Raw genomic sequence first — 24,367 nt, forward strand, 5'->3', positions numbered from 1 at the left:
GCGACGCCGGCGCCGGTGAGTCCTGCCGCGCGCAGGAAACGGCGCCGATCCATCGGGTTCTCGGCGGAGCGCTCGATCGAGTCGTTCAGGAACTTCTTGGTGAAACCGGGGAACACGAGTACTCCTCATGTCGGGCGCGTGGAGCGCAGAGCAGGGTTCGAGGGCGGCGCCAGAAACGTATGGGCGTGATCCTGTTGGGTCATAACGCCTCACCTGCCCCGTGCAACGACGCACACCCGGTCGAGGTAACAACCCGATCGAGTGAAAACCGTTCAAAGATCCAGTTCGAAAATTCGGTCCTCAAGCAGCTCAGGCGCGCACCCCCGGATACGGAGAATCGACCGTGCTATACCGTCCACAGCCATGTTCGATTCCGTGGGTTGGGCCGAGATTCTCGTGCTCGTCGTGGCCGGGCTGTTCATCCTCGGTCCCGAACGACTCCCCGAGGCTGCCGCTTGGTTCGGGCGGGCGGCCGCCCGCGCCCGCGAGTTCACCGCCGGTGCGGGCCAGAAGGTGCGGGCTGAGATGCCCGAGATCGACGAGCTCTCCCGCCCGGTGCGCGAGCTGGACCGGATGCGACGGGGTGGCGTACGGGGCGCGCTGAAGGGTGTACTCGACGACGAGTCGCCCACCCGCTGACCGGCAGGGCCGCCACCACACGATCCTCGTCGTCGTGACGTACGGCGGCCAGGAGCCTCTGGCCTCGTCGACTCCCACCACGCGTAGCCCCGTTCGCGTCGTCGGGGCTGCGACCTGGGCGGAGTCCGCCCATACGCGTTCGGTCGACGATGCGTGGGGCTGACCGCCTTGAGGAATCTCACGGAAACTGCGGCTACAAGTCGGGCCCGAGAGGCCCTCGGTAGCGACGCTCGCGCCCCGCTGTGTCCGTTCGGCCTGGGTCTACGTAGTCGCATCGCCGATCTCCGTACACGAAAATCGAACATACGTGACGCTGAACCTTGATTTGCCCGTGGTCGTCCTGATTGCCCGAGACCGCGGGTGCAGCAAGAATGGATTCAGGCCGGCTCGACCGGGTCGGTCCGAAAGGAAAGTGGATTCCGTTCGAACGGGGATCCACTTGCACGAAAGGATGACCGGATGATGGATCAGTTCCCCCGCCACTTCGAGGACGAGCAGGTCGAGCTGCTCCCCGCCCGGACCCAGCTGAGCCTGCTGGGCGTCGTCGGTGGCTCCGGTGGGGACGCCGGCGACGGCGGCGACGCCGAGGCCTCGGCCGATGGCGGCGATGGCGGCGACGGCACCAACGTCGCCGTGCTCAACGGCTTCAGCCTGACCGGCGACGGTGGCGACACCAACCAGCTCGCCGAGGGTGGCGATGGTGGCGACGGCGGTGACGCCGACGCCGACGCCGGCGACGGCGGTGATGGTGGCGACGGCGGCGACGCCGAGTCCTGGGTCTTCGACTCCTACCGCTGAGTCGGCGACCGTCGATGGGAGCTCGCGGTGACGGGTGAGTGATCGCTCGTCCTCGCGATCTCCGCTGGCGATGGAGGGGTGACCCGCGGGGCCGCCCTTCCATCGTCGTCCGAAACCGTTGTGTGCTGAGAGGCGACGATGCAGGCCCCGGTTCTCGACCCGCCCACCGAGCTCGTCAGCGCGCCGTTCCGGCTGGCCGACGGGGTCGAGCTGGTCGGCCCGTACCAGGGATCGGGGTACCGTGATCGGCGCTATGTGATCATGCGCGCCGACGGTCAGGTCGTGCAGGTCTCCGAACTGCTCTATCGGCTCGCCGCGGCGGTCGATGGCCGACGCGGGCCCGGGGAGCTGGCCCGACGCCTCGGCGAGGCCACCGGGCGCGAGCTCGCTGCCGCGGACGTCGAGGTCTTGGTCCGCGAACGGCTGGTGCCCGCCGGACTGGTCGACGACGGCGCCCCGGCCGGAGCAGGGGACGATGCCGCGTCCCCGGCGGCCCCGCAGCGTTCGGACCACCTGTTGATGTTGCGCTTCCGGCTGCCGGTGGTCCCGGCCGCGGTGACCTGGGGCATCGCCGGGGCGTTCCGATGGCTGCACCGCCGCGCGATCGTCGTCGCGGTGCTGGTCGCGGTGCTCGCGGTGGACGTCGCAGTACTGGTCGGCGGTGGCGTCTCGGGCGCGGTCACCGGCACGACCGACCTGGTCGAGAACCCGGCACTGGTACTTGCGGTGTTCGGGCTCTTGCTGGCCGCTGGGGCGTTTCACGAGTTCGGGCATGTCTCGGCCTGCCGTTACGGCGGCGCCCGGCCGGGCCCGATGGGCGTGGGCATCTACCTGGTGTGGCCGGCGTTCTACAGTACTGTCACCGACAGCTACCGGCTCTCCCGCGCCGGGCGGCTGCGCACCGACCTCGGCGGGGTCTACTTCAACGCGATCGTCCTGGCCGTGCTCGGCGCCGTGTACCTGACGACCGGCACGGACTGGCTGCTGGTCGTCCTGGCGTTACTGCATGTGGAGACGGCGCGCCAGTTCCTTCCGATGATCCGGCTGGACGGCTACTACATCCTCAGCGACATCGTCGGCGTCCCGGACCTGTTCAGCTACCTCGGGCCGGTGCTGCGTAACCGGTTGCCGGGGGCGACACCGGATCCGCGGCTGGAACGGCTGCGTCCAGCGGTCCGGCGCACCGTCGAGCTCTGGGTCGCCCTCGTCATCCCGGTGCTGGTGGTGTTCCTCGGCGGCTTCGTGCTCGCCGCGCCGGCGGTCCTACCGGAGATCGTCGCCGGCGTGCGCGGGCACCTCGGTGACGCCGCCGCCGGGATCCGGTCGGGTGCCACCGCGGAGGCCGTACTCGGTGCCGTGCGGGCGGCGTTGCTCGTTCTGCCCGCGCTCGGAGCGGCGTTGCTGCTCGGGGTGGTGGTGCGACGGATCGGCGCACCACTGGTGGCCCGGCTCATCGAGACCCGGACCGGCGGGGACCGCGCGATCCCGACCCTGGTCGGGTCGGTCCTGCCCGTGCTGCTGGTCGGGACGCTCGCCCTCACCGGATCCGCGGTACTCGGGGCCCCGGCGCCCTCGTGGGACCCGGTCGGAGCGGGACAACGGCAGCTCGCGGCGGTGGTCGCGTTGCTCGGCGGTGACGCCTCCCCGGCGGTGACCGGGGTGCTGGCCGGGGGCTTGGCGGCGGTCCTGCTGTGGCCGCTCGGCCGGCGTCTCGGGCTGCCCGCGCCGATCGCCGGGCTCGCTGTGGTGCTGGCGGGGGCGACCCCGCCGCTGGTCGTGCTGCAGGCCGGCGGGGACCCGGCGGCGCCGGCCGCAGTGTGGCTGGTGCTGGCGGCCCTTCTGGCCGGGCGAGGCCCGGCCGCGGCCCGGATCGCATACCTGGCGCTGGGCGCTGCGGCTGTGACAGCTCCGGTGGCCGGGGTGGCGCTGGCGGCCTTCGTGGCGCACGCCGTGCGGAGCCGCCAGCTCGGGCCTCGGCTGAGCCCGGAAGGACGGTGGGTGACCTCGGCCCTCGCCACCGCGCTGGCGGCGTCCGGTACGGGGTTTCTGGCCGGCTCCGCGCCCGCCGGCCCGCTCCCGGATGCCGGTCTGGTCGCGCTGCTCACCATCGGCGTGCTGGCCGTGATGCTGACCGTGCGGTTCCGCCGTCCACTCGCTCCGGTCGGCACCGCGGCGCTGGTGTTGCTGACCCTGGCTGCCGTCCCGGGGTCCCGGACGGCAGCGTTGCTACTGCTCGGCCCGGTGCTGGCGATGCTGGGCGCGGGTCTCGCAGACCGCGCACTGCCCCGGGACCGCCCGGCCCGGGCGGGCGCCGTCCTGGCGGTGACCGTCCTGGTGCTGCTCGCGGCCACAGGTCCGCTGCTGAGCGCGGCGGCGTCCGTCACCGGCCCCGATCGGGTCGCCGCACCGCTGCCAGGCGACGCGTCCGAGGTCGCCACCCCGGTGTCCGGTGTCGCACCCACAGGTGGGTGACCCCCGGCCGTCGTCGGTGAACCACGGGCGACACCGCTCCCGTACCTACGAGTGGAAACCGCAACCGCCGCAGGGAGTGAACGTGTCCGTGACGGGGTCGCTGTCGCGCGAGCCGACCGATGCCGCTCCCCGGCCGCCGGTACCCGCCGGGGACCCACCCTTGGTAGGCCGGGAAGGCGAGCTCGATGTGCTGGCCACCGCGCTCGCCGACCAGGAGGCGGGTGGTGTCCTGCTGAGTGGCCCGACCGGTGTCGGCCGCACGCGGCTGCTGCGCGAGGCCGTCCGGATCGGCGGGGACCTCGGGCTCCGCACCGTCCGGATCACCGGGTCGACCGCGTCCGAGGGGATCACGCTCGGGGCACTGGCCCACGTCCTGCCCCAGCCGCCGGGGACCCCGGACAGGTTCGCCCTGCTCCAGCACGCGCTTACCGCCCTGCGTGGCGACGGTGACCGGCCGCTGATCGCGGTGGACGACGCGCACCGGCTGGACGAGCTCACCATCGCGGTGCTGGAACAGCTCGTGCTCGGCGGGGACGTCGTCGTCGTCGCGACCGAACCGAGCGGGCACACGCCCTCCGACCCGGCGGCTCCCGACCCCCTGAGTACCTTGCGCGACGAGGTCCCCGCGGTGACGGTGGCCCCGCTCCCGGACCGGCACGTCGAGCGGCTGCTCGACGCGATGCTCGGGGGCGACGTCGAGGCCCGCACCTCCCACCGCCTGACGATCCTGTCCCGTGGCAGGCCGCTGTTCCTGCGGGAACTGCTGCGCACCGGCTGTGAGGCCGGACGGCTGACCACAGAAGACGGGCTCTGGCGCTGGGACGGCGGGATGGAACTTCCGCGCCGATTCCGCGAGCTCGTACCCGCTGCGTCCCGACCGCCGGTGTCAGACTCGCCGGACCCACCGGCCACTGCCCCTGCCCCGCATGTGGAGCTCGCCGGCGTGGGCGAGGCGGCCCGGGCCAACCGCGAACTCGACCACCCACGCGCCGAACGGATCGCCCGAGCACTCGTCCACGACGACCCGGACGGCGTCGCCCACCTGGAACTGATCGAGGCGGTCCGCTGGCAGGACCGAAGCGACGAGCTCGACCCGCTGCTCGAGAGCGCCGAACGCCGGGTCCTCACCGACGACGGCCGGGCTCGAGTCGCGCTGACCCGAGCCCTGCTCGCCCGCCGCCGGAGCAAGCCCGCGTCACGACCCGATCCCGGCGCGGACGGCGCGGGTCCGGCGCACACGGCCGTGCGGGAGACGGCGGCACGGATCGACGGCCTCGCGCTGTCCGAAGGCCGAGCTGCCCGGGAGCGACCGGACACCGGAGACATCGCCGTCGAGGGCCCGTGGGCCGCACTGGCCGGGGCCGCCCGGGCCGGACGGCTCGCCGCAGCGGGCAGGCCGGGGCCGGCCCTCGACGCCCTCGACCGGATCCGGGACGTGCTCGACCACGACGGTGACCAGGCCGAGGCCACGCTCGCCCGGCTCCTGCTGATCGACGCCGAGATGTCGGCGTTGTGGGTGGCCGGCCGTGGCGAAGACCTGGAACACGTCGCGCAGCAGGCCCACCGGCGGAACCTGGCAGCGATCGACTGGGCCGGAGACGCCTGGATCGCCTGGCACCGTGGGCGGGCAGCGCTCGTTCGCGGGAATCTCGCCGATGCCGCCCGCCGGCTGACCGAAGCCCGTTCAGGGACCGCGCGGCGCGATCCGCTCGCCCTCGCCGCCGACTGCGCCGGCTCGCTCGCCCTGGTGCACGTGCTCTCCGGGGACCTGGCCCGTGCGCGGGAGACCATGGCCGCCGCGCCGTCGGACCCGGTCGAGACAGCGCGCCCGAGCCTGGTCCGCGCCCAGGTCTGGCTCGACGCCGCCGGGCGGTCCGGGGCGCCCGCCGTCCGCCCGTTGCTGGACGTGGCCCGCGCCGCCGCCGCCCGGGGCGACCGAGTGACCGAAGTGGTGTTGCTGCACGACGTCGCCCGGCTCGGACGCGCGGACCTGGTCGCAGGTCGGCTGGAGGAGAGTTCCCGTTGCTCCGGTGCGCCGCTGGCCGGGCTCTACGCCGCGCACGCCGCCGCCGCCCGAGACGGTGCCGGCGACCGGCTGGATCGGGTGGCCGCCGGACTGGTCGCCGCCGGCGCCCGCCCGGACGCCGCCGACGCCGCCGCCGCGGCCGCAGTCGCACACCACACCGCCGGTGACCGGCGCCGCTCCGCGGTGTCGGCAGCGCACGCAGTCCGGCTCGCCGACGAATGCGGCGGTCTGCGAACCCGCGCCCTGAGCCGCATCGTCCGCCCCCACCTGACCCCTCGAGAGCGGGAGGTGGCGGAGCTGGCCGCGAACGGCGCGAACAACGCAGAGGTGGCCCGGCGACTGGTCCTGTCGGTGCGCACGGTGGAGACCCACCTCGCGCACGCCTACGCCAAGCTGGGCATCAAGACTCGCGCGGACCTGTCAGCGGCGCTGCCGGGAGCCCGACCGTCCACCGCCCCGGACGCCGTGCGCTGACTCCCTGACCGGCCTCCCTCCTCAGGGGGCGTCCTCGGCGCTGGCCGGTACCCTGCCGAACCGTTTCGCATCTCAGGGCCCCTGCTCCGCCGCCAGGATTCGAACCTGGACCATCGGAACCAAAATCCGAGGTGCTGCCTTTACACCACGGCGGATCGTGCCCGTCATCGTGGCACGCCCGGTCCGGCGCCCTCGCAGCGCACCTCCCGGTGAGGTTGCTTTGCGATGGCCCATCTCACGGACAAATGCCCACTATCGGGCGACTCCACCCCGCGCGCGGTGACCGTGCGTCGAGTTGACAGACTTCCCGCGTGCTGAACACGGACGCCTCGGGCGAGGCCGGTGGGACGGTGACGACGACGTCGTCCGGCATCACGGTCTCCTGTCGACTGTGCGGCTCGACGGACGTGCGCAGCTTCTGCGATCTCGGCGCGACGCCGCCCTGCGAGCTCTTCCTGACCGCCGAGACGGCGGAACGCCCCGAGCCGACGTATCCGCTGCACGTCCGGGTCTGCAACGCCTGCCTGCTGGCCCAGCTGCCCCCGGAGATCAGTCCCGAGGAGACGTTCTCCGAGTACGCCTACTTCTCGTCGTTCAGCTCGTCCTGGGTGGAGCACGCCCGCCGGTTCGTCGACGCCGCCCAGGAGCGGGCCGGGCTGACCGGCGACTCGTTCGTCGTCGAGGTCGCCAGCAACGACGGGTACCTGCTGCAGCACGTCGTCGGGAAGGGCATCCGCTGCCTGGGCGTGGAGCCGAGCGTGAACGTCGGTGAGGCGGCGCGCGAGAAGGGCGTGCCGACGCTGACCGCCTTCCTCACCCCGGAGACCGGGGCGCGGGTCCGCGCCGAGCACGGCCCGGCGGACCTGGTGTGCGGCAACAACGTCTTCGCGCACATCCCGGACGTCGTCGGGTTCGCCCGCGGCCTGCGCGCGATGGTCGCCGACGACGGCTGGGTCTCGATCGAGGTCCAGCATCTGCTCACGCTGGTCGAGCGCAAGCAGTTCGACACGATCTACCACGAGCACTTCCAGTACTACACGCTGCTGACCGGGCAGCGGGCGCTCGCGGCCGGCGGTCTGACCCTGGTCGACGTCGAGCTGCTCGACACCCACGGCGGCTCGATCCGGATGTGGGCCCGCCCGGCCGAGGTCGCCGGGGCCGCATCCGACCGGGTCCGTGAGGTGCTCGCCGCCGAGGGGGCCGCCGGGCTGCACACCCCGGAGGGGCACGACGGGTTCGCCGAGGCCGTCTCCACCATCCGCGACGACCTGGTGTCGTTCCTGATCGACGCCCGCCGGCAGGGCAAGCGGGTGGTCGGCTACGGCGCCCCCGGCAAGGGCAACACCCTGCTGAACTATTGCGGTATCCGGCCGGACCTGCTGGCGTACACGGTGGACCGGAACCCGTACAAGCACGGACGGCTGACGCCCGGCACGCGGATCCCGGTCCACGCTCCGGAGCGGATCGCGCAGGACCGCCCGGACTACGTGCTGGTCCTGCCCTGGAACCTGCGCACCGAGCTGACCGAGCAGCTGTCCTACGTGCACGAGTGGGGCGGCCGGCTGGTGTACCCGATCCCGTCGCTCGAGGTGGTCTGACGTGAAGGTCGTCCTGTTCTGCGGCGGCTACGGCATGCGGATGCGCGACGGCGCCTCCGACCTGCCCAAGCCGATGCACCCGGTGGGGCCGCGCCCGCTGATCTGGCACGTGATGCGCTACTACGCCCACTTCGGGCACAAGGACTTCGTCCTGTGCCTGGGCTACGGCGCGCACCACATCAAGGACTACTTCCTGCATTACGACGAGACCGAGTCGAACGACTTCGTCCTGCACCAGGGCGAGATCGAGCTGATGGGCAGCGACATCGGCGACTGGAACATCACGTTCGTGCACACCGGGCTGGACTCGCCGATCGGCGAGCGGCTGCGCCGGGTGAAGGCGCTGGTGGCCGGCGAGGAGATGTTCCACGCGAACTACGCCGACGTCCTCACCGACGCCCCGCTGGACCGGATGGTCGACCAGTTCGCCGGCACCGACGCCGTCGGGCAGCTGATGGCGGTGCCGCCGCAGTCGGCGTTCCACTGTGTCGACGTGACCGACGACGGCACGCTCGACTCGATCACCACGCTGCAGGAGATGCCGCTCTGGGAGAACGGCGGCTACCTGATGTTCCGCCCGGAGGTCTTCGACCATCTGGACAAGGACTGCGACCTGATCGGCGACGTCTGCGCGCCGCTGGCCCGCAAGGGCCGGATGTCGGCCTACCGGCACCGCGGGTTCTGGCAGCCGGCGGACACGGTCAAGGAGCGCAACGCCCTGGAGGCGGCCTACCAGAGCGGCGCCCGGCCCTGGATGCTGTGGGAGTCGCACGACCCGGACCGCGACCCGCTGCAGGCGGCGATCGCCGAGATGAACCACAGCAGCCACCAGCGGGACTGAGCGGTCCGGCTCCGGTGCGCCGGAGCCGACCACCTGGGGAGACGAGACCGTGCTGAATCTGCTGCCCGAGCGGCTCGACCGGATGCTGCTGCTCGGCGCGCACTGCGACGACATCCCGATCGGGGCCGGGGGCACGCTGCTGGAGCTGTGCCGGGCCTACCCGGGGGTCGATGTGACCGCGCTCGTCCTGACCGGCGCCGGGTCGTTGCGCGAGGAGGAGGAGCGGGCCGCGCTGGCCGCGTTCTGCCCGGGCGCGAACCTCGAGGTCATCGTCATGGACCTGCCCGACGGCCGGGTGCCGCTGCACTGGGAGCGGGCGAAGATGGCGCTGGAGGACCTGCGCACCCGGGGCGAGCCGGACCTGGTCATCGGCCCGTCGCCGCACGACGCGCACCAGGACCACCGCACGCTGGCGCAGATGATCCCGACCGCCTACCGGGACCACCTGACGCTGGGCTACGAGATCCTCAAGTGGGAGGGCGACCTGGCCCAGCCGACCCTCTACCTGCCGATGGCCGAGCCGGTGCTCACCGAGAAGATCGCCAAGCTGGGCGAGCACTACGGTTCGCAGCGCGACCGCACCTGGTTCGACGACGAGACCTTCCGCGGGCTCGCCCGGGTGCGCGGGGTGCAGTGCCACGCCCGCTACGCCGAGGCGTTCCACGTGCCGAAGATGACGATGTCCGTGGCGCCGATGGCCGGGTCCGACCCCTCGGGCTTCGGCGCCGGTGCCGGGTGACGTGGCGCGCACCCCCGAAACGAACGCCGGCCGCGGACCGATCCGACGGTCGGAACCGATCCACGCGAAGGGACAACCATGCGGGTACTGCTCACCGGACACCAGGGCTACCTCGGCACGGTGATGGCGCCGATCCTCGCCGCCGCCGGGCACGAGGTCACCGGCCTGGACTCGGGCCTGTTCGCCGACTGCGTCCTGGGTGAGCTGGACACCCCGGACGTCGCGGGCCTGAGCACCGATCTGCGCGACGTGACCGTCGATCAGCTCGCCGGCTTCGACGCCGTCGTGCACATGGCGGCCCTGTCGAACGACCCGCTGGGCTCGCTGGCCCCGGAGATCACCTACGACATCAACCACCACGCGTCGTCCCGGCTGGCGCGGCTGGCCAAGGAGGCCGGCGTCGGGCGGTTCGTCTACGCCTCCACCTGCTCGGTCTACGGTGCCCAGTCCGGTGACGACCTGGTCGACGAGGCCGCCCCGCTCAAGCCGGTCACCCCGTACGCGATCTCCAAGGTCCGGGTCGAGGACGACCTCGCCGAGCTGGCGGACGGCGACTTCGTGCCGGTCTCGATGCGCAACGCGACCGCGTTCGGGTTCTCCCCGCGGCTGCGTGCCGACATCGTGCTGAACAACCTGGTCGGCCGGGCCGTCCTCACCAACGAGGTCACCGTGCTCTCCGACGGCACACCGTGGCGCCCGCTGGCGCACGCCGACGACATCGCCGGCGCGGTGGCCGCCGCGCTGGCCGCCCCGGCCGACGTGGTGCGGGCCCGCGCCTACAACGTGGGCACCGAGACGAACAACCGGACCGTCGCCGAGATCGCCCAGGCGGTCATCGACGCCGTCCCGGGCTCGACGCTGAACATCACCGGCGAGGCCGGCAACGACCCGCGGTCCTACCGGGTGGACTTCTCCCGGGCCCGCAAGGAGCTCGGCTTCGAGGCCGGCTGGACGATCCCGGCCGGTGCCGAGCAGCTCGCGACCGAGTACCGCAACCGCGGCCTGACCCAGGACGCGTTCGACAACTCCTTCACCCGCCTCGCCGTGCTCAACGCCCGGCAGAAGGCCGGCGAGCTCGACGAGTGGTTCAGGCGCTGACGCGCCCGTGAGTGGTTATCGTGGCTCCGGCCGCGATAACCACTCACGAGCGCCGGAGGCGCCGATGTGCCGCAACATCCGGACGCTGCACAACTTCGAGCCGCCGGCCACCGCCGACGAGGTGGACGCCGCGGCGTTGCAGTACGTCCGCAAGATCGCCGGGGCGTCGAAGCCGTCGCAGGCCAACTCCGAGGCGTTCGAGAAGGCGGTCGCCGCCGTCGCCGACGCGACCCGGGAGCTGCTGGACGGGCTGACGACGACCGCCCCGCCGAAGGACCGCGAGGCCGAGGCCGCCAAGGCCCGGGCCCGCGCGGAGCTGCGCTACGCCCGCTGAGCGAGTACGCGAGTCGATCGAGTGTTGCGAAACGGTGGTCCCGGCCGCCGTTTCGCAACACTCGCCTCGCGGTCAGGCCGACGGGGCGGCCAGCGCGTCGATCTCGACCAGCATCTCCTCACGGGGCAGGCCGGCGATCACCGTGGTGCGGGCAGGCAGGTTCCCGTCCGGCACGTGCCGGGAGACGAACTCGCCGTAGGCCTCGTTCATCGCCGCGAAGTGCGCACGCTCGGTCAGGTAGACGCGGAACATCAGGACGTCGGCGACCGACGACCCCCCGGCCGCCAGGATCGCCCGGACGTTCTCCAGCGTCCGCAGCGTCTGTGCGTGCACGTCGCCCGGCGCGATGTAGGTCGCCGTCGCCGGGTCCATCGGGCCCTGGCCGGAGACCTGCAGCAGGCCGCCCTTGCGGATCGCCTGGCTGAAGGTGTGCGCCGGGGCCGGTGCGTCCGGGGTCGACACGACGGTGGTGCTCATCTCGATCGTCCTCTCAGGTCGGTCGCCAGCCGTGGTCGCGGGAGATCGCCCCGGCCACGGCCAGCAGTGACGGGACCAGCTCGATGAGCTGGTCGTAGGTGGCCACGATGCTCGGCACGGACACCGACACCGCCGCCACCGCGGTCCCGGCCGGTCCGCGGACCGGCGCCCCGATGCAGTTGATCGAGGGTTCGTTCTCCTCGCGGTCCTGCGCCCAGCCCCGTTCCCGGACGCGGTCCAGCTCGGACAGGTAGGCACCCCGGTCGATGATCGTGTGCGGGGTGCGGGGGCTGAGGTCGGCGCCCTCGAGCACGCGGTCCCGCTCGGCCGGGTCGAGGTCGGCGAGCAGCACCTTCCCGGCCGCCGTCGAGTGCACCGGACCGCGCAGCCCGACCCGGGACGCCATCCGCACGTGGTCGTGCGACTCCAGCTTGTCGATGTAGACGATCTCGCTGCCGATCAGCTCGGACAGGTGCGTGGTGTGGCCGTGCGCGCGGTTGAACGCGAGCAGGTGCGGGGCCGCGATCGGGCGCACCTCGCGCTGGTCCAGCCCGCGCGACGACAGCTCGAACAGCCGCGCGCCGAGGTGGTAGCGGAACTGCCCGTCGCGGTGCACGAAGTGCTCGTCGGCCAGCGTGCGCAGCAGCCGCAGCGCGGTCGTCTTGTGCACCTCGAGCCGTCCGGCGAGCTCGTCCAGCGACGCCGGCCCCTCGCCGAGCACGGTCAGCATCCGCAGCGCCTTGCCCAGGCTCCCGCTCACGCCGGCATCCCTTCCACGACGCCGTCCGGGCGTACGCGCAGGCCCGCCCAGGCGTCGTCGTCCAGGTCGAGCAGGTGCGCGGGCAGCGGTGGCGCCGAGTCGCCCGGCACGACGAGGACGGCGGCGGCGCCGAGGTGCCCGCGCCGCAGACAGCGACCGACGTCGTCGCCGCGCACCAGGCCGCTCAGCAGCCCGGCCGCGAACGCGTCACCGGCCCCGACCGGTTCGACGACGTCGACGGCGAGGGCGGGCCGCGACGTCACGGTGCCGTCCGGGTGCACGGCCAGCGTGCGGTCGGCGCCGTCCTTGAGCACGAGGAGGTCCGGGTCGGGCAGCAGCGCGCGGAGCCCGGCCGGGTCGGCGGTGCCGAACACCCGGCCGGCCTCGTCGGCACCGACGAGCACGACATCGGCCCGCGCGGCGAGGGCGGCGACGAGCGACGGGTCGCCGTCCGGCCACATCTGCTCCCTCCAGTTGACGTCGAACGTCACCCGGTAGGTCCGCGGCCGCTCCAGCAGCGCGTCCAGGGCGGCCGCACAGGACGGGGAGACGGCCGCGGTGATCCCGCCCAGATGCACCCAGGACGCGGTCGCCAGCAGCTCGCGCACCCCCGGCCGGTCCGGGAGGCCGGGCCCGGCCGCCGAGGCGGCGGAACCGGCCCGGCGGTAGTGCATCCGGGTCAGCGGCCCGTCGTGCGCGCCGGGGGCGCCGGGTGTCGCCGACTTGGCGTAGCGGCCGGTGGGGCGCGCCGGATCGATCTCGATGCCGCCGGTGTGCACCCCCGCCATCGCGAGCGCCCGGGTGATCAGCGCACCGTGCGGGTCGTCGCCGACCCGCCCGATCCAGGTGACCGGTACCCCGGCCGAGGCGAGATCGAGGGCCACGTTCACCTCGGCCCCGGCCGCGCTCGCCGGCGCGGCGGGGTCGTCGACCCGGGCGACCTCGGAGACCAGCGCCAGCGCCTCGCCGAAGCACACCACGCGGCCCGGAGCGGGGCAGCCGGACGCACCCTCGTGGCCTGCCGTTTCCACTGCTCGAACGCCTCCACAGTCATTGACCCGGTTCCCGGCCGATGCTAGAACAGCGACACCGAAATACGCAACAAGCGCTGCAAAATACGCAACGTTGCAGCTCAGAGGGGAGCAACGGATGACGAGTCCGACGGAGACCGGTCTCCGGCTCGGGTCGCTCGGCCAGGAACGGCCCGGCCCGTTCGCCAAGTCCGTCCCTGCGCTCACGGGCACGGTCGCCGGGTGGCTGGCCGGAGCGCCGCGGCTGTCCGCGCTGGCCACGCCGGTGCTGACGCTCGACCGGGACGCGCTGCACGCGAACGCCGACCGGATGGCGCGCTGGTGTGCCGGACACGGCGTCGAGCTGGCCCCGCACGGCAAGACGACGATGGCCCCGGCGTTGTGGGACCTGCAGCTGCGCACCGGATCCCGCGGGATCACGGTCGCGACGCCGTGGCAGGCCACGGTCGCGATCGAGTTCGGCGTCCGGTGGATCATGCTGGCGAACTCGCTGGTCGACCCGGCCGGGCTGCGTGCGGTGGCCGGTGCCCGCGACGCCGACCCGGAGCTGGAGCTGGTCAGCTGGGTCGACTCGGTCGACACCGTGGCGGCGATGGAGGCCGGGGCCGGGCAGCCGGAACGGCCGCTGACGGTCGTCGTGGAGCTCGGGGCGCCGGGTGGGCGGACCGGGGCGCGCTCGGTCGCCGAGGCCGAGCGGGTGGCCGCGGCGGTGGTCGCCAGCCCGGTGCTGCACCTGCGCGGGGTCGGCGGTTACGAGGGGGCGCTGGCGCACGATCCCTCACCGTCCTCGCTCGCCGTCGTCCGGGCCTACCTCGACGACCTCGCCGAGCTGCACCGGCGGCTGCTGCCCGTCTACGAGACCGGCGAGGTCGTCGTGACCGCCGGCGGGAGCGCGTACTTCGACCAGGTCGTCGCCGCGCTGGCCGGGCTCGCCGACGACCGCACCCGGGTGGTGCTGCGTTCCGGGGCCTACCTGGTGCACGATGACGGGTTCTACCGCGGCATCTCCCCGCTGGCCCGCGCCGACGGCGCGCCGTTCCGGTCCGCGATGCACGTCTGGGCCCGGGTGGTGTCCACCCCGGAGCCGGGACTGGCACTGCTCGACGCCGGCAAGCGGGACGTGCCCTTCGACGAGGGGCTGCCCGAACCGCAGCTGCTCGCCGACGACCTCGGCCGGGCCGCGCAGCCGCTGGACGGGACGATCACCGCCGTCAACGACCAGCACGCGTTCCTGCGCACCGGAACCCCGGTCCGGATCGGCCAGGTGGTGCGGCTGGGCATGTCGCACCCGTGCACCGCGTTCGACAAGTGGCGTTGGATCCCGCTCGTGGAGCGCGCAGACGAGTCCGACCCGCAGGTCGCCGACCTGGTGCGGACGTTCTTCTGATGCGCACGCTGCTGCGCGGCGGGACCGTCGTCGACGGGACCGGAGGGCCGCGGTACGCCGCCGACGTGCTCGTCGACGGCGACCGGATCGCCGCGATCGGCGAGGGCACGGATGTCCGTCCGGACCGGGTCGTCGACGTGTCCGGGATGGTCGTCGCCCCCGGCTTCGTCGACATGCACGCGCACTCGGACCTGCGACTGCTGACCGAGCCCGCGCACATCGCGAAGGTCTCGCAGGGCGTCACCACCGAGGTGCTCGGCCAGGACGGGCTGTCCTACGCGCCGGTCGACGACGACGTCCTCGCCGTGCTCCGGCGCAAGATCGCCGGCTGGAACGGCGACCCGGGCCCGGAGGAGTTCACCTGGCGCAGCGTCGCCGGCTACCTGGACCGGCTCGACGCAGGCATCGCGGGCAACGCCGCCTACCTGGTCCCGCACGGGACGGTGCGCGCCCTGGTCTGCGGCTGGGACGACCGGCCCGCCACACCGGACGAGATCGCCCGCATGGCCGAGGTCGTCCGCACCGGCATGGCCGAGGGCGCGGTCGGCCTCTCGGCGGGGCTCACCTACACCCCGGGCATGTACGCCGACGGGGGCGAGCTCGCCGAGCTGTGCCGCGCGGTGGGGGAGCTGGGCGGGTTCTTCGCCCCGCACCACCGCAGCTACGGCGCGGGTGCGCTTCAGGCCTACACCGAGATGATCGACGTCGCGGACTCCGCCGGCTGCGCGCTGCACCTGGCGCACGCGACGCTGAACTTCGGCCCGAACCGGGGCCGGGCCGGCGAACTGGTCGCGATGCTGGACGCGGCGATCGGGCGCGGCACCGACGTCACCCTGGACACCTACCCCTACCTGCCCGGCGCGACGACGCTGTCGGCGATCCTGCCCAGCTGGTCGCAGTCCGGCGGGCACGAGGCGACGCTCGAGCGGCTGCGTGACCCGGCCACCCTCGCCCGGATCCGGCAGGACCTGGAGGTGCACGGCTCGGACGGCTGCCACGGCGTCGTCGCCGAGTGGGACACCATCGAGATCAGCGGTGTCACGAACCCCGAGCTGGCCGGGCACGTCGGGCGCACGATCGCCGACATCGCCGGACCGGACGATGAGTTCGCGACCTGCGTCGACATCCTGCTCCGCGACGACCTCGGGACCGGGATCCTGCAGCACGTCGGGCACGAGGACAACGTGCGGGCGATCATGCGTCACCCGCGGCACACCGGCGGCAGCGACGGGCTGCTGGTCGGCGCGAAACCACACCCGCGGGCCTGGGGCACCTTCCCTCGCTACCTCGGGCGCTACTGCCGCGAGCTCGGCCTGTTCACGCTGGAGGAGTGCGTCGCGCACCTGACCGGCCGGGCCGCCGCCCGGCTGCGGCTGGCCGACCGCGGGCTGGTCCGCGCGGGCCTCGCCGCCGACCTGGTGGTGTTCGACCCGGACACGGTGATCGACACCGCGACCTTCGCCGAGCCGGCCCAGCAGCCGGCCGGAATCCCGTACGTGCTGGTGAACGGGGTCCTCGCGATCGACGGCGGGGAGCGGACCGCGGCTCTGGCCGGTCGCGCGCTGCGTCGTCGGGCCGACGGGAACACCGCATGACCCGCGTCGCTTTGCTCTGCTCACCGTTACGCACCGGTCCCGTTCGGACCGCAGCCCCGGCAGGAGAACTCCGATGACGGCCTTCCTCGACTGGCTGCAGAACGACACGTCCGGCCTGCTCACGCTGGCCGCGGTGAGCGTCGCGCTGCTGCTGGTGCTGATCATGCGGCTGCGCCTGGAGCCGTTCATCGCGCTGATCGTGACGAGCGTGCTGGTCGCCCTGGTCGCCGGCGTCTCGATCACCGACCTGGTCGGGACCCCCCTCAGCTCGTCCGACTCGCTGCTGGAGACCGGGTTCGCCGGGATCCTCGGCCACATCGCGCCGATCATCGGCCTGGGCACCGTGCTCGGGGCGATCATGGAGCGCTCCGGGGGAGCGGACGCGCTCACCGAGCGGTTGCTGCGCCTGTTCGGGCCGAAGGGCGCGCCGCTGGCGATGGGCGTGACCGGGCTGGTGCTCGGCATCCCGGTCTTCTTCGACATCGGGATCTTCGTGCTGGCGCCGCTGGTCTACGTCGCGGCCCGGCGCGGCGGGCGCTCGCTGGTGCTCTACGCGCTGCCGATGCTCGCCGGCCTGTCCATGACGCACGCGTTCCTGCCACCGCACCCCGGGCCGGTCACCGCCGGCGGGCTGCTCGGCGTCGGGATGGGCTGGATCATCGCCATGGGGCTGCTCTGCGGGATCCCGGCGTGGTTGGTCAGCGGCGTGTGGTGGGGCTCGGTGATCGGGAAGCGGGTGCTGATCGACGTCCCCGAGGACGTGCCGGGTGGCTCCGGGCCGGCCGGTGGCGTTCCGGCGGGCGGCGGCCCGGGCGCCCCCGCGGAACCGGTGCCCGGTGGCGCCGCGGCCACCGGTGGAGTCCCGCAGGCCGCGACCGGCACCGTCGAACCGGACACGGCCGGTGCCGCCGGGCGGGCCGGGGCCGTGACCGCACCGCCGTCGGTCGGCCTGATCTCGTTCATCATCGCGGTGCCGATGTTGCTGATCCTCGGCGCGACGGTCGGTTCGGTCGCGCTGGCCGAGGGCACCGCCCTGCACGACGTGCTCGTCTTCCTCGGCACCCCGGCCATCGCGCTGACGATCAGCGTGCTGCTCGCGATGTACCTGCTCGGGGTCCGGCGCGGGACGTCGATGGCCGAGCTGAGCCGGATCTCCGGCGAGTCGCTGCGCCCGGTCGGGATGATCCTGCTCGTGGTCGGGGCCGGCGCGTTCTTCGGCAAGGTCCTGCAGGAGACGGGGGTCGGCGACGCGCTGGCCGGGTCGATGACGGCGATCGGCCTGCCGCTGATCGTCTCCGCCTACCTGATCAGTGCGGCGCTGCGGATCGCGCAAGGCTCGGCCACCGTCGCGATCGTCACCACCGCGGGCATCATCGGCCCGACCGTCGCCGGCGGCGGCTACTCGCAGCCGCAGATAGCGCTGATCGTCGTCGCGGTCTCCGCGGGCTCGATCATCGCCAGCCACGTGAACGACGGCGGGTTCTGGATCGTGTCCAAGTACTTCAACATGTCGGTGAAGGACACCCTGAAGACCTGGACGGTGCTCGAGACGATCCTGTCCGTCGTCGGGTTCGCCGCCGCGGGGCTGGTGTGGGTGGTCGTGTGACCCGTGAGTGGTTATCGCGGCTCTGACCGCGATAACCACTCACGGGTGGCGGAGCCGCTCCGGGTCGGCGTCCAGGGTGATCGGGGAGCCGTGCGGGGTGGCGACGGCGGCGCGCTGCCAGGCGGCGGTGCGCTCGTCGAGGGAGCCGGTGTCGGCGAGACCGTGCTCGGCGAGCAGGCCCTCCAGGGCCGCCAGCCAGGCGTCCCAGTAGTCCTGACCGGTCTCCAGCTCGCTACCCAGCGCCTCGGCGAAGTCCTGCCGGCCGAGGATCCCGCGGTCCTGCAACGTCACCGCGATCGCGAACGCCTGCGCCTGCCAGGGCTCGTCGAACACCGGACCCTCAGGCACGCTCAAGGTAGCTCTCCCAGGCGTCGACGGAGATCGTCGTGGTCGGGTCGGCGTCGGGTCCCCACAGCTCCTCGCCGGCGAAGACGACGGTGTAGAGCTGCTCGGGCGCCTCGCCGTCCCCGTGCGCGCGGGCGTCGGGCAGTACGTGCGCCCCGCGCCGCGACTCGACGACCCCGCACCTGCCGCGGACGTAGCGGGGGAGCCGGGTGTGCCCGCGCGGGTGCATCACCCGGGCCCGCACCCGGTCGCCCGGGCCGAACCGCGGCGGGGCCGGTTCCGCGCGCTCGGTGGGGGCACCGGTCGCCAGTACCTCGGCGGTCGCGGCCGCGTCCAGCGGCTCCGGGGCGGGGACGCCGGGGCGCAGCGAGCGGCCCGCAGCGAGCTCGTCGGCGCCGACCAGGCCGTGCGCGACCAGCAGCTTCTCGGTCGCGGCCAGCCAGATCTCGTAGTAGGTCAGGTTCAGGTAGAGCGGCGGGGGCAGCGACTCGCGGGCGTGCCGGGACTCGTCGATCGACCAGCCACCGGGCCGGGCCGCGGCCAGGGTCAGCGCGAGCACGAGCGCCTCCCAGCCCGCGTGGAACCGGACGTCCTCCGGCTCCGGCTCGACCGGGCCGAACCCCATCGCGCCGCCGAGGTCGTGCGCGCCGTTCACGCCGTCACCAGCCGGGTGCCGATCATCGAGTCCCGGGAGACGAGCGCGGCGAGCGCGTCGGCCGGCCAGCCGTCGGTGCCGGCGGGGCGCTGCGGGACGACCAGGTAGCGCAGCTCGGAGGTGGAGTCGTGCACCCGGATCGCGACGTCGTCGTCCAGCACGGTGCCGAACTCGGCGAGCACCCCGCGCGGGTCCAGGACCGCCCGCGACCGGTAGGCCGCGGACTTGTACCAGACCGGGGGCAGCCCGAGGACGGGCCAGGGATAGCAGGAACACAGCGTGCAGACGACGAGGTGGTGCTCGCGCTCGGAGTTGAACACCGCCGCGAGGTGCTCGCCGCCGCGCCCGCCGTAGCCGAGCTCGGCCACCGCGGAGGTCGCGTCGTCGGCGAGCCGCCGGGCGTACGCCGGGTCGGTCCAGGCGCGGGCCACCACCCGCGCGCCGTTCCGCGGACCGACCCGGTGCTGGTAGGTCTCGACGATCTCGTCCAGCGCGGCCGGGTCGACGTAGCCCTTCTCGACCAGGATCGACTCCAGCGCCCGCACCCGCGCATCGACCGGCCGCAGCTCCCCGCTCACCGGCCCGACGCTAACCATCCCGTGGCCGGGAGTCGAGGGCCGTCGCCGGGCCCCGCCTCGCCGGGATGTGGCCCGGGGAGCGGCGGTGCGGTGTGGGACGTCGCACCCGTCGTCGCCGATCTGGACCGCCGCCGGACGCGCATGGTTAGCTGAGGCTCAGCTACCTTCAAGGGAGGTCCGCGTGGTACAGGAGACCGCAGCCGCAGTGCGGGTGACCGACGTGCGGAGGCTCTCGGAGACGTTCGTCCGGGCCGAGGTCGAGGGCGGGGCGCTGGCCGAGCTCGGCCTGACCGGCGCGCCGGACGAGGCCTGCGTGTTCCACTTCCCGCTGCCCGACGGCGGGCGCGACGACCACGGCCGCTGGTACACCCTGCGCGAGGTCGACCCGAGCGGAGAGCGGGCCCTGATCGACGTGGTCTGCCACCCCGGCGGCGTCGGGGCGAGCTGGGCGCGCAGGGCCCGGGTGGGCGACGAGCTCGGCGTCTCCCGCTCGCACTTCTGGTTCAAGCGACCCGCCGACGCCCGCTGGCAGATCCTCGTCGGGGACGCCGCGGCGCTGCCCGCGCTGGCCCGGATCGTGGCCGAGTCACCGCCCGGGCTCGCCACCCGGGTCGTGCTCGAGGTGGACGAGGTCCCGGCCGACTTCCCGGGCGGTGCCCGGGTGCACCGGGAGCCCGTGTCCGAGACCGGGAGCCGTCTCGCCGAGATCGTCGCCGGGCTGGAGCTTCCGGAGGGCCCCGGTTACGTCTACGTCGGCGGCGAGGCCGCCGCCACCCGCGCCGCCCGCAAGCACCTGCGGCACGAGCGCGGGCTGCCCGCCTCCGCCTACGGCGTGCTCGGTTACTGGCGCCGCGACGCCGACACCTTCCGCCGGACCTGGGAGGCCAACCAGGACCGGTTCGCCCGCGCCTGGGCCGAGGCCGAGGCCGCCGGCGGCGGGGACGACGAGCGGCAGCTGGACCTCTACGAGGCGAGCCTGAGCCGCGACGGCCTGCTGTAGCGCGAGCGGCCAGCGGACGCCCGCCCGACCCGGCGTATCGTCGGAACCCGGCACCCCGACCGGGCCGTCGCACGTCGCGTCCCGGGCAGGGGTCTGTCACGCGCTGCCGGATCGCCGCCGTCGGGTCGACGACACCGCAGGATCGACGACACCGCAGCGCGCCACCCACGCCCGTCCCGAGCGAGGAGCCAGCGCCTCCGTGGCCATCCTGTCCGGTCTGCTCACCTCCGCCCTGTCCGACGCCGGCCTGCGGGCCGCCCTGGACGCCGCCCGCGGCGTCGATCCCCGCACCGCCGAGACCCCGGCCGTTCGCGTCGAGGGCCCGGCCGCGCTGCGCCCGCTGCTGACCGCCGGACTGGCGGGATCCCCGGCGGACGGGGACGACGACACCCCCGGCACCGTGCTCGCGGTGACCGCCACCGACCGGGAGGCCGAGGACCTGGCCGCGGCGGTGTCCGACCTGCTCGGGCACGGCACCGACGTGGGCGCGGCCGCCGATACGGTCGCCGACTGCGCGAACGCGCCGGTCGTCGTGCTGCCGTCCTGGGAGACGCTGCCGCACGAGAAGCTGTCCCCCCGGCCGGACACCGTGGCCCGCCGGCTCACCGTCTTCCACCGGCTGGCCTCGGTGGCGACCGCGCCGCGGGTCGTCGTCAGCGCCGCGCGGAGCCTGATCCAGCCGGTCGCGCCGGGCCTGGGCGCGCTGGAGCCGGTGTCGCTGGCCGTCGGCACCGAGTACGACTTCGAGGCACTGCTGGAGCGCCTGGTCGAGCTGGCCTACACCCGCGCCGAGATGGTCACCACCCGCGGCGAGTTCGCGGTCCGCGGCGGCATCCTGGACATCTTCCCGCCGACCGCCGAGCACCCGGTGCGCGTCGAGTTCTGGGGCGACGAGGTCGCCGAGCTGCGCGCGTTCTCCGTCGCCGACCAGCGCTCGGTCGGCGAGGTCGACCGGGTCCTCGCGCCGGCGTGCCGGGAGCTGCTGCTGACCGGCCCGGTCCGGGAGCGGGCCGCCGCGCTGGCCGCCGAGCAGCCGGAGACGGCCGGGCTGAACCGGAACCCCCTGCGCGAGATGCTGGAGAAGCTCGCCGAGGGGATCCCCGGCGAGGGCATGGAGTCGCTGATCCCGGCCCTCGTGGGCGGTGTCGATGCCGACTCCGCTGACGCCGCGTCGGGTGACATGCAGCAGCTCACCGACCTGCTCCCGGCCGGTTCCCGGGTGCTGCTCGCCGACCCGGAGCGGATCCGCACCCGGTGCGCCGACCTGGTCCGCACCGGCCAGGAGTTCCTGGAGGCGTCCTGGCTGGCGTCCGGCTCCGGCGGCGAGGCGCCGATCGACGTGTCCGGTTCGGCCTACCGGGACCTGACCGCGACGCTGGAGCACGCCACCGCCACCGGACGTCCGGTCGTGTCGCTCTCGCCGCTGCTGTCCGGCGCCGACGACGTGATCGTCCCGGCAGTGCACGAGATCGAGCCCTACCGCGGGGACACCGACCGCGCGCTGACCGACCTGCGCGCGCACGTCGCCACCGGCGGCGCCGCGGTGCTGGTGCTGGCCGGGCAGGGCACCGCGGACCGCTCGCTGGAGCAGTTGCGTGAGGCCGAGGTCCCGGCGACGAAGGTCGAGCAGCTCGGCGACGCCCCGGAGAAGGGTCTGGTCACCGTCACCTGCGGGCGGCTGCTGAACGGCTTCACCGCCACCGAGATCGGGCTGGTGCTGCTGTCCGAGGCCGACCTGACCGGCAGCCGGGCCGGGCTGGACACGGCCCCGCGCAAGACCACCCCGCGCCGGCGCAACGCCGTCGACCTGGCCGCGCTGCAGCCGGGCGACTACGTCGTGCACAACCAGCACGGCATCGGTCGCTTCGTCGAGATGAAGGAGCGCACCGTCCAGGGCGCCACCCGCGAGTACCTGGTGCTGGAGTACGCCAGCTCCAAGCGCGGCCAGCCCGCGGACCGGCTGTTCGTGCCGACCGACGCGCTGGACGAGATCAGCCGCTACGTCGGCGGCGAGCAGCCCGCCGTCAACAAGCTGGGCGGTGCGGACTGGGCGAAGACCAAGGGCCGGGCCCGCAAGGCCGTCAAGGACATCGCGGCCGGGCTGGTGCAGCTCTACGCGGCCCGGCAGGCGTCGCCGGGGCACGCGTTCGGGGCGGACTCGCCCTGGCAGCGCGAGCTGGAGGACGCCTTCCCCTACACCGAGACGCCGGACCAGCTGACCGCGATCGACGAGGTCAAGAAGGACATGGAGCGGGCGGTCCCGATGGACCGGGTGATCTCCGGCGACGTCGGGTTCGGCAAGACCGAGATCGCGGTCCGGGCGGCGTTCAAGGCGGTGCAGGACGGCAAGCAGGTCGCGGTCCTGGTGCCGACCACCCTGCTGGCCACACAGCACCTGACGACGTTCGCCGAGCGGATGCGGGCGTTCCCGGTCAGCGTGCGCGGGCTGTCCCGGTTCACCGACCCGGCCGAGGCCAAGGAGACGATGGCCCAGCTCGCCGCCGGCGACGTCGACGTCGTCGTCGGGACGCACCGGCTGCTGCAGGGCGGGGTCCGCTGGAAGGACCTCGGCCTGGTGGTGGTCGATGAGGAACAGCGCTTCGGCGTCGAGCACAAGGAGCACATCACCGCGCTGCGCGCGCACGTCGACGTGCTGACCCTGTCCGCGACGCCGATCCCGCGGACCCTGGAGATGAGCCTGGCCGGGATCCGGGAGATGTCGGCGATCACCACCCCGCCCGAGGACCGGCACCCGACCCTGACCTACGTCGGGGCCTACGACGACAAGCAGGTCGCCGCCGCGGTGCGTCGCGAGCTGCTGCGCGACGGCCAGGTGTTCTACGTGCACAACCGGGTCTCGTCGATCGACAGGGCGGCGAAGAAGGTGCAGGACTTGGTGCCCGAGGCCCGGGTCGCGGTGGCGCACGGGCAGATGAACGAGGATCTGCTGGAGCGCACGGTCAACGCGTTCTGGCACCGCGAGTCCGACGTGCTGGTCTGTACCACGATCGTCGAGAACGGCCTGGACATCTCGAACGCGAACACGCTGATCGTGGAGCGCTCGGACACCCTCGGGCTGTCCCAGCTGCACCAGCTGCGCGGCCGGGTCGGCCGGGGCCGGGAGCGCGGCTACGCCTACTTCCTGTTCCCGCCGGAGCACCCGCTGACCGAGACCGCGCACGACCGGCTCGCCACCATCGCCCAGCACTCCGAGCTGGGCTCCGGTGCGGCCGTCGCGATGAAGGACCTGGAGATCCGCGGCGCCGGCAACATCCTCGGCGCCGAGCAGAGCGGCCACATCGCCGGCGTCGGGTTCGACCTCTACATCCGGCTGGTGGGTGAGGCGGTCGCGGCGTTCCGCAAGCAGGCCGGCGGCGAGCAGGTGCAGCCGGAGGACGAGGCGCTCGCCGAGGTCCGGGTGGACCTGCCGGTCGACGCGCACGTCCCGCACGACTACGTCGACGGCGAGCGGCTCCGCCTGGAGGTCTACCGCAAGATCGCCGAGGCGGCCGACGACGAGATGCTGTCGGCGATCGTCGAGGAGCTGACCGACCGCTACGGCGAGCCGCCGACGCCGGTGCGCAACCTGCTGGAGGTCGCCCGGTTCCGGCAGCTGTGCCGGCGGCTCGGGATCGGCGAGGTGGCCGCGGCCGGGGCGCAGATCCGGATCGGGCCGGTCACGCTGCCCGACTCGGCGCAGCTGCGGCTGCGGCGGCTGTACCCGAAGGCGCAGTACAAGCCGGCCGCGCAGATGGTCACGGTGCCCAAGCCGGTGCAGGGCGGCCGGATCGGCGGGGCCCCGGTGCGGGACACCGAGCTGCTGGGTTGGTGCGCGGAGCTGCTGCTGCAGATCGTGCCGAGCCCGGCACCGGCGCAGGCCTGACCCGGCACCGGCGGCCCGGATCGTCGGTGGG

At 73.6% G+C, this 24,367-nt stretch carries 20 protein-coding genes and 1 tRNA gene; 14 read left to right on the top strand and 7 right to left on the bottom strand.

From position 1 onward, the window contains the following. Nucleotides 1-363 precede the first annotated feature (363 nt). From ACLFMI_RS01920 to ACLFMI_RS01935, 4 genes are all read left to right on the top strand, one after another. Entirely contained in the window at nucleotides 364-639 is a 276-nt protein-coding gene (locus ACLFMI_RS01920; RefSeq protein ID WP_410945950.1) for a twin-arginine translocase TatA/TatE family subunit, read from the top strand. 459 nt (nucleotides 640-1,098) lie between these two features. Next, the gene (locus tag ACLFMI_RS01925; RefSeq protein WP_410945951.1) at nucleotides 1,099-1,437 is read left to right on the top strand and encodes a hypothetical protein; all 339 of its coding nucleotides are present in this window, start codon (nucleotides 1,099-1,101) and stop codon (nucleotides 1,435-1,437) included. A gap of 138 nt (nucleotides 1,438-1,575) precedes the next feature. Continuing rightward, complete coding sequence (locus ACLFMI_RS01930; RefSeq protein ID WP_410945952.1) at nucleotides 1,576-3,909, top strand: hypothetical protein; 2,334 nt, start codon at nucleotides 1,576-1,578, stop codon at nucleotides 3,907-3,909. A gap of 160 nt (nucleotides 3,910-4,069) precedes the next feature. After that, nucleotides 4,070-6,409 (top strand): LuxR C-terminal-related transcriptional regulator, encoded by a 2,340-nt coding sequence (locus ACLFMI_RS01935; RefSeq protein WP_410945953.1) that lies wholly within the window; start codon nucleotides 4,070-4,072, stop codon nucleotides 6,407-6,409. A gap of 84 nt (nucleotides 6,410-6,493) precedes the next feature. Here ACLFMI_RS01935 and ACLFMI_RS01940 read toward each other — a convergent pair. Beyond that, nucleotides 6,494-6,564 (bottom strand) — tRNA-Gln (locus ACLFMI_RS01940). Between the two features lie 216 nt (nucleotides 6,565-6,780). Here ACLFMI_RS01940 and ACLFMI_RS01945 point away from each other — a divergent pair. The 5 genes from ACLFMI_RS01945 (at nucleotide 6,781) to ACLFMI_RS01965 (ending at nucleotide 11,019) form a co-directional block, all read left to right on the top strand. After that, nucleotides 6,781-8,007, top strand: a complete 1,227-nt coding sequence (locus ACLFMI_RS01945; RefSeq protein ID WP_410946286.1) for a methyltransferase domain-containing protein — start codon at nucleotides 6,781-6,783, stop codon at nucleotides 8,005-8,007. 1 nt (nucleotide 8,008) lies between these two features. Beyond that, a complete protein-coding gene (locus ACLFMI_RS01950; RefSeq protein ID WP_410945954.1) occupies nucleotides 8,009-8,848 on the top strand; it encodes a sugar phosphate nucleotidyltransferase in 840 nt (279 codons plus the stop codon). Nucleotides 8,849-8,897: 49 nt separating this feature from the next. Further along, nucleotides 8,898-9,587, top strand: a complete 690-nt coding sequence (locus ACLFMI_RS01955; RefSeq protein WP_410945955.1) for a PIG-L deacetylase family protein — start codon at nucleotides 8,898-8,900, stop codon at nucleotides 9,585-9,587. A 78-nt stretch (nucleotides 9,588-9,665) separates the two neighbouring features. Next, nucleotides 9,666-10,685: an NAD-dependent epimerase/dehydratase family protein gene (locus ACLFMI_RS01960; protein WP_410945956.1), complete on the top strand. Its 1,020-nt coding sequence runs from the start codon at nucleotides 9,666-9,668 to the stop codon at nucleotides 10,683-10,685. A gap of 64 nt (nucleotides 10,686-10,749) precedes the next feature. Beyond that, complete coding sequence (locus tag ACLFMI_RS01965; protein ID WP_410945957.1) at nucleotides 10,750-11,019, top strand: DUF2277 domain-containing protein; 270 nt, start codon at nucleotides 10,750-10,752, stop codon at nucleotides 11,017-11,019. 72 nt (nucleotides 11,020-11,091) lie between these two features. Here ACLFMI_RS01965 and ACLFMI_RS01970 read toward each other — a convergent pair whose 3' ends face one another. From ACLFMI_RS01970 to ACLFMI_RS01980, 3 genes are read right to left on the bottom strand one after another with little or no spacing between them, the layout of a single operon-like run. Next, nucleotides 11,092-11,496 (bottom strand): RidA family protein, encoded by a 405-nt coding sequence (locus ACLFMI_RS01970; RefSeq protein ID WP_410945958.1) that lies wholly within the window; start codon nucleotides 11,494-11,496, stop codon nucleotides 11,092-11,094. A 13-nt stretch (nucleotides 11,497-11,509) separates the two neighbouring features. Next, nucleotides 11,510-12,256, bottom strand: a complete 747-nt coding sequence (locus ACLFMI_RS01975; RefSeq protein ID WP_410945959.1) for an IclR family transcriptional regulator — start codon at nucleotides 12,254-12,256, stop codon at nucleotides 11,510-11,512. Beyond that, on the bottom strand, nucleotides 12,253-13,287 hold the full coding sequence (locus tag ACLFMI_RS01980) for a sugar kinase (RefSeq protein ID WP_410945960.1): 1,035 nt from the start codon (nucleotides 13,285-13,287) through the stop codon (nucleotides 12,253-12,255). Before ACLFMI_RS01980 ends, ACLFMI_RS01975 begins: the two co-directional genes overlap by 4 nt. A gap of 118 nt (nucleotides 13,288-13,405) precedes the next feature. Here ACLFMI_RS01980 and ACLFMI_RS01985 point away from each other — a divergent pair, with 118 nt between their 5' ends. The 3 genes from ACLFMI_RS01985 (at nucleotide 13,406) to ACLFMI_RS01995 (ending at nucleotide 17,875) form a co-directional block, all read left to right on the top strand. Then, entirely contained in the window at nucleotides 13,406-14,674 is a 1,269-nt protein-coding gene (locus ACLFMI_RS01985; protein ID WP_410945961.1) for an alanine racemase, read from the top strand. After that, nucleotides 14,674-16,269, top strand: coding sequence for an N-acyl-D-amino-acid deacylase family protein (locus tag ACLFMI_RS01990; protein WP_410945962.1), 1,596 nt, complete (start codon nucleotides 14,674-14,676; stop codon nucleotides 16,267-16,269). Before ACLFMI_RS01985 ends, ACLFMI_RS01990 begins: the two co-directional genes overlap by 1 nt. A 73-nt stretch (nucleotides 16,270-16,342) precedes the next feature. Beyond that, the gene (locus tag ACLFMI_RS01995) at nucleotides 16,343-17,875 is read left to right on the top strand and encodes a GntP family permease (protein WP_410945963.1); all 1,533 of its coding nucleotides are present in this window, start codon (nucleotides 16,343-16,345) and stop codon (nucleotides 17,873-17,875) included. A gap of 39 nt (nucleotides 17,876-17,914) precedes the next feature. Here the strand turns inward: ACLFMI_RS01995 and ACLFMI_RS02000 are convergent, their stop codons facing one another. Genes ACLFMI_RS02000 through nthA form a run of 3 tightly spaced genes read right to left on the bottom strand, consistent with a single transcriptional unit; the run spans nucleotide 17,915 to nucleotide 19,471 of the window. Beyond that, the gene (locus ACLFMI_RS02000; protein ID WP_410946287.1) at nucleotides 17,915-18,223 is read right to left on the bottom strand and encodes a nitrile hydratase accessory protein; all 309 of its coding nucleotides are present in this window, start codon (nucleotides 18,221-18,223) and stop codon (nucleotides 17,915-17,917) included. Continuing rightward, on the bottom strand, nucleotides 18,216-18,875 hold the full coding sequence (gene nthB, locus ACLFMI_RS02005; RefSeq protein WP_410945964.1) for a nitrile hydratase subunit beta: 660 nt from the start codon (nucleotides 18,873-18,875) through the stop codon (nucleotides 18,216-18,218). The genes ACLFMI_RS02000 and nthB overlap by 8 nt, the downstream gene beginning before the upstream one ends. Next, complete coding sequence (nthA, locus tag ACLFMI_RS02010) at nucleotides 18,872-19,471, bottom strand: nitrile hydratase subunit alpha (protein WP_410945965.1); 600 nt, start codon at nucleotides 19,469-19,471, stop codon at nucleotides 18,872-18,874. Before nthA ends, nthB begins: the two co-directional genes overlap by 4 nt. 163 nt (nucleotides 19,472-19,634) lie before the next feature. Here nthA and ACLFMI_RS02015 point away from each other — a divergent pair, with 163 nt between their 5' ends. Beyond that, nucleotides 19,635-20,453 (top strand): siderophore-interacting protein, encoded by an 819-nt coding sequence (locus tag ACLFMI_RS02015; protein WP_410945966.1) that lies wholly within the window; start codon nucleotides 19,635-19,637, stop codon nucleotides 20,451-20,453. Nucleotides 20,454-20,661: 208 nt separating this feature from the next. Further along, nucleotides 20,662-24,336 carry a transcription-repair coupling factor gene (mfd, locus tag ACLFMI_RS02020; protein ID WP_410946288.1) on the top strand — a complete coding sequence of 1,225 codons (3,675 nt, stop codon included), beginning with the start codon at nucleotides 20,662-20,664 and terminating at the stop codon, nucleotides 24,334-24,336. The last annotated feature ends 31 nt before the right edge of the window (nucleotides 24,337-24,367 follow it).

It is taken from the genome of Pseudonocardia nantongensis (assembly GCF_046546495.1).
GTDB lineage: Bacteria > Actinomycetota > Actinomycetes > Mycobacteriales > Pseudonocardiaceae > Pseudonocardia > Pseudonocardia nantongensis.

Coding starts and splice junctions, on each gene's coding strand:
- ACLFMI_RS01930 (WP_410945952.1), top strand. CDS start 1,576: ATGCAGGCCCCGGTTCTCGACCCGCCCACCGAGCTCGTCAGCGCGCCG.
- ACLFMI_RS01995 (WP_410945963.1), top strand. CDS start 16,343: ATGACGGCCTTCCTCGACTGGCTGCAGAACGACACGTCCGGCCTGCTC.
- ACLFMI_RS01920 (WP_410945950.1), top strand. CDS start 364: ATGTTCGATTCCGTGGGTTGGGCCGAGATTCTCGTGCTCGTCGTGGCC.
- nthA (WP_410945965.1), bottom strand. CDS start 19,471: ATGGTTAGCGTCGGGCCGGTGAGCGGGGAGCTGCGGCCGGTCGATGCG.
- ACLFMI_RS01965 (WP_410945957.1), top strand. CDS start 10,750: ATGTGCCGCAACATCCGGACGCTGCACAACTTCGAGCCGCCGGCCACC.
- ACLFMI_RS01960 (WP_410945956.1), top strand. CDS start 9,666: ATGCGGGTACTGCTCACCGGACACCAGGGCTACCTCGGCACGGTGATG.
- ACLFMI_RS01990 (WP_410945962.1), top strand. CDS start 14,674: ATGCGCACGCTGCTGCGCGGCGGGACCGTCGTCGACGGGACCGGAGGG.
- ACLFMI_RS01985 (WP_410945961.1), top strand. CDS start 13,406: ATGACGAGTCCGACGGAGACCGGTCTCCGGCTCGGGTCGCTCGGCCAG.
- ACLFMI_RS01925 (WP_410945951.1), top strand. CDS start 1,099: ATGATGGATCAGTTCCCCCGCCACTTCGAGGACGAGCAGGTCGAGCTG.
- ACLFMI_RS01970 (WP_410945958.1), bottom strand. CDS start 11,496: ATGAGCACCACCGTCGTGTCGACCCCGGACGCACCGGCCCCGGCGCAC.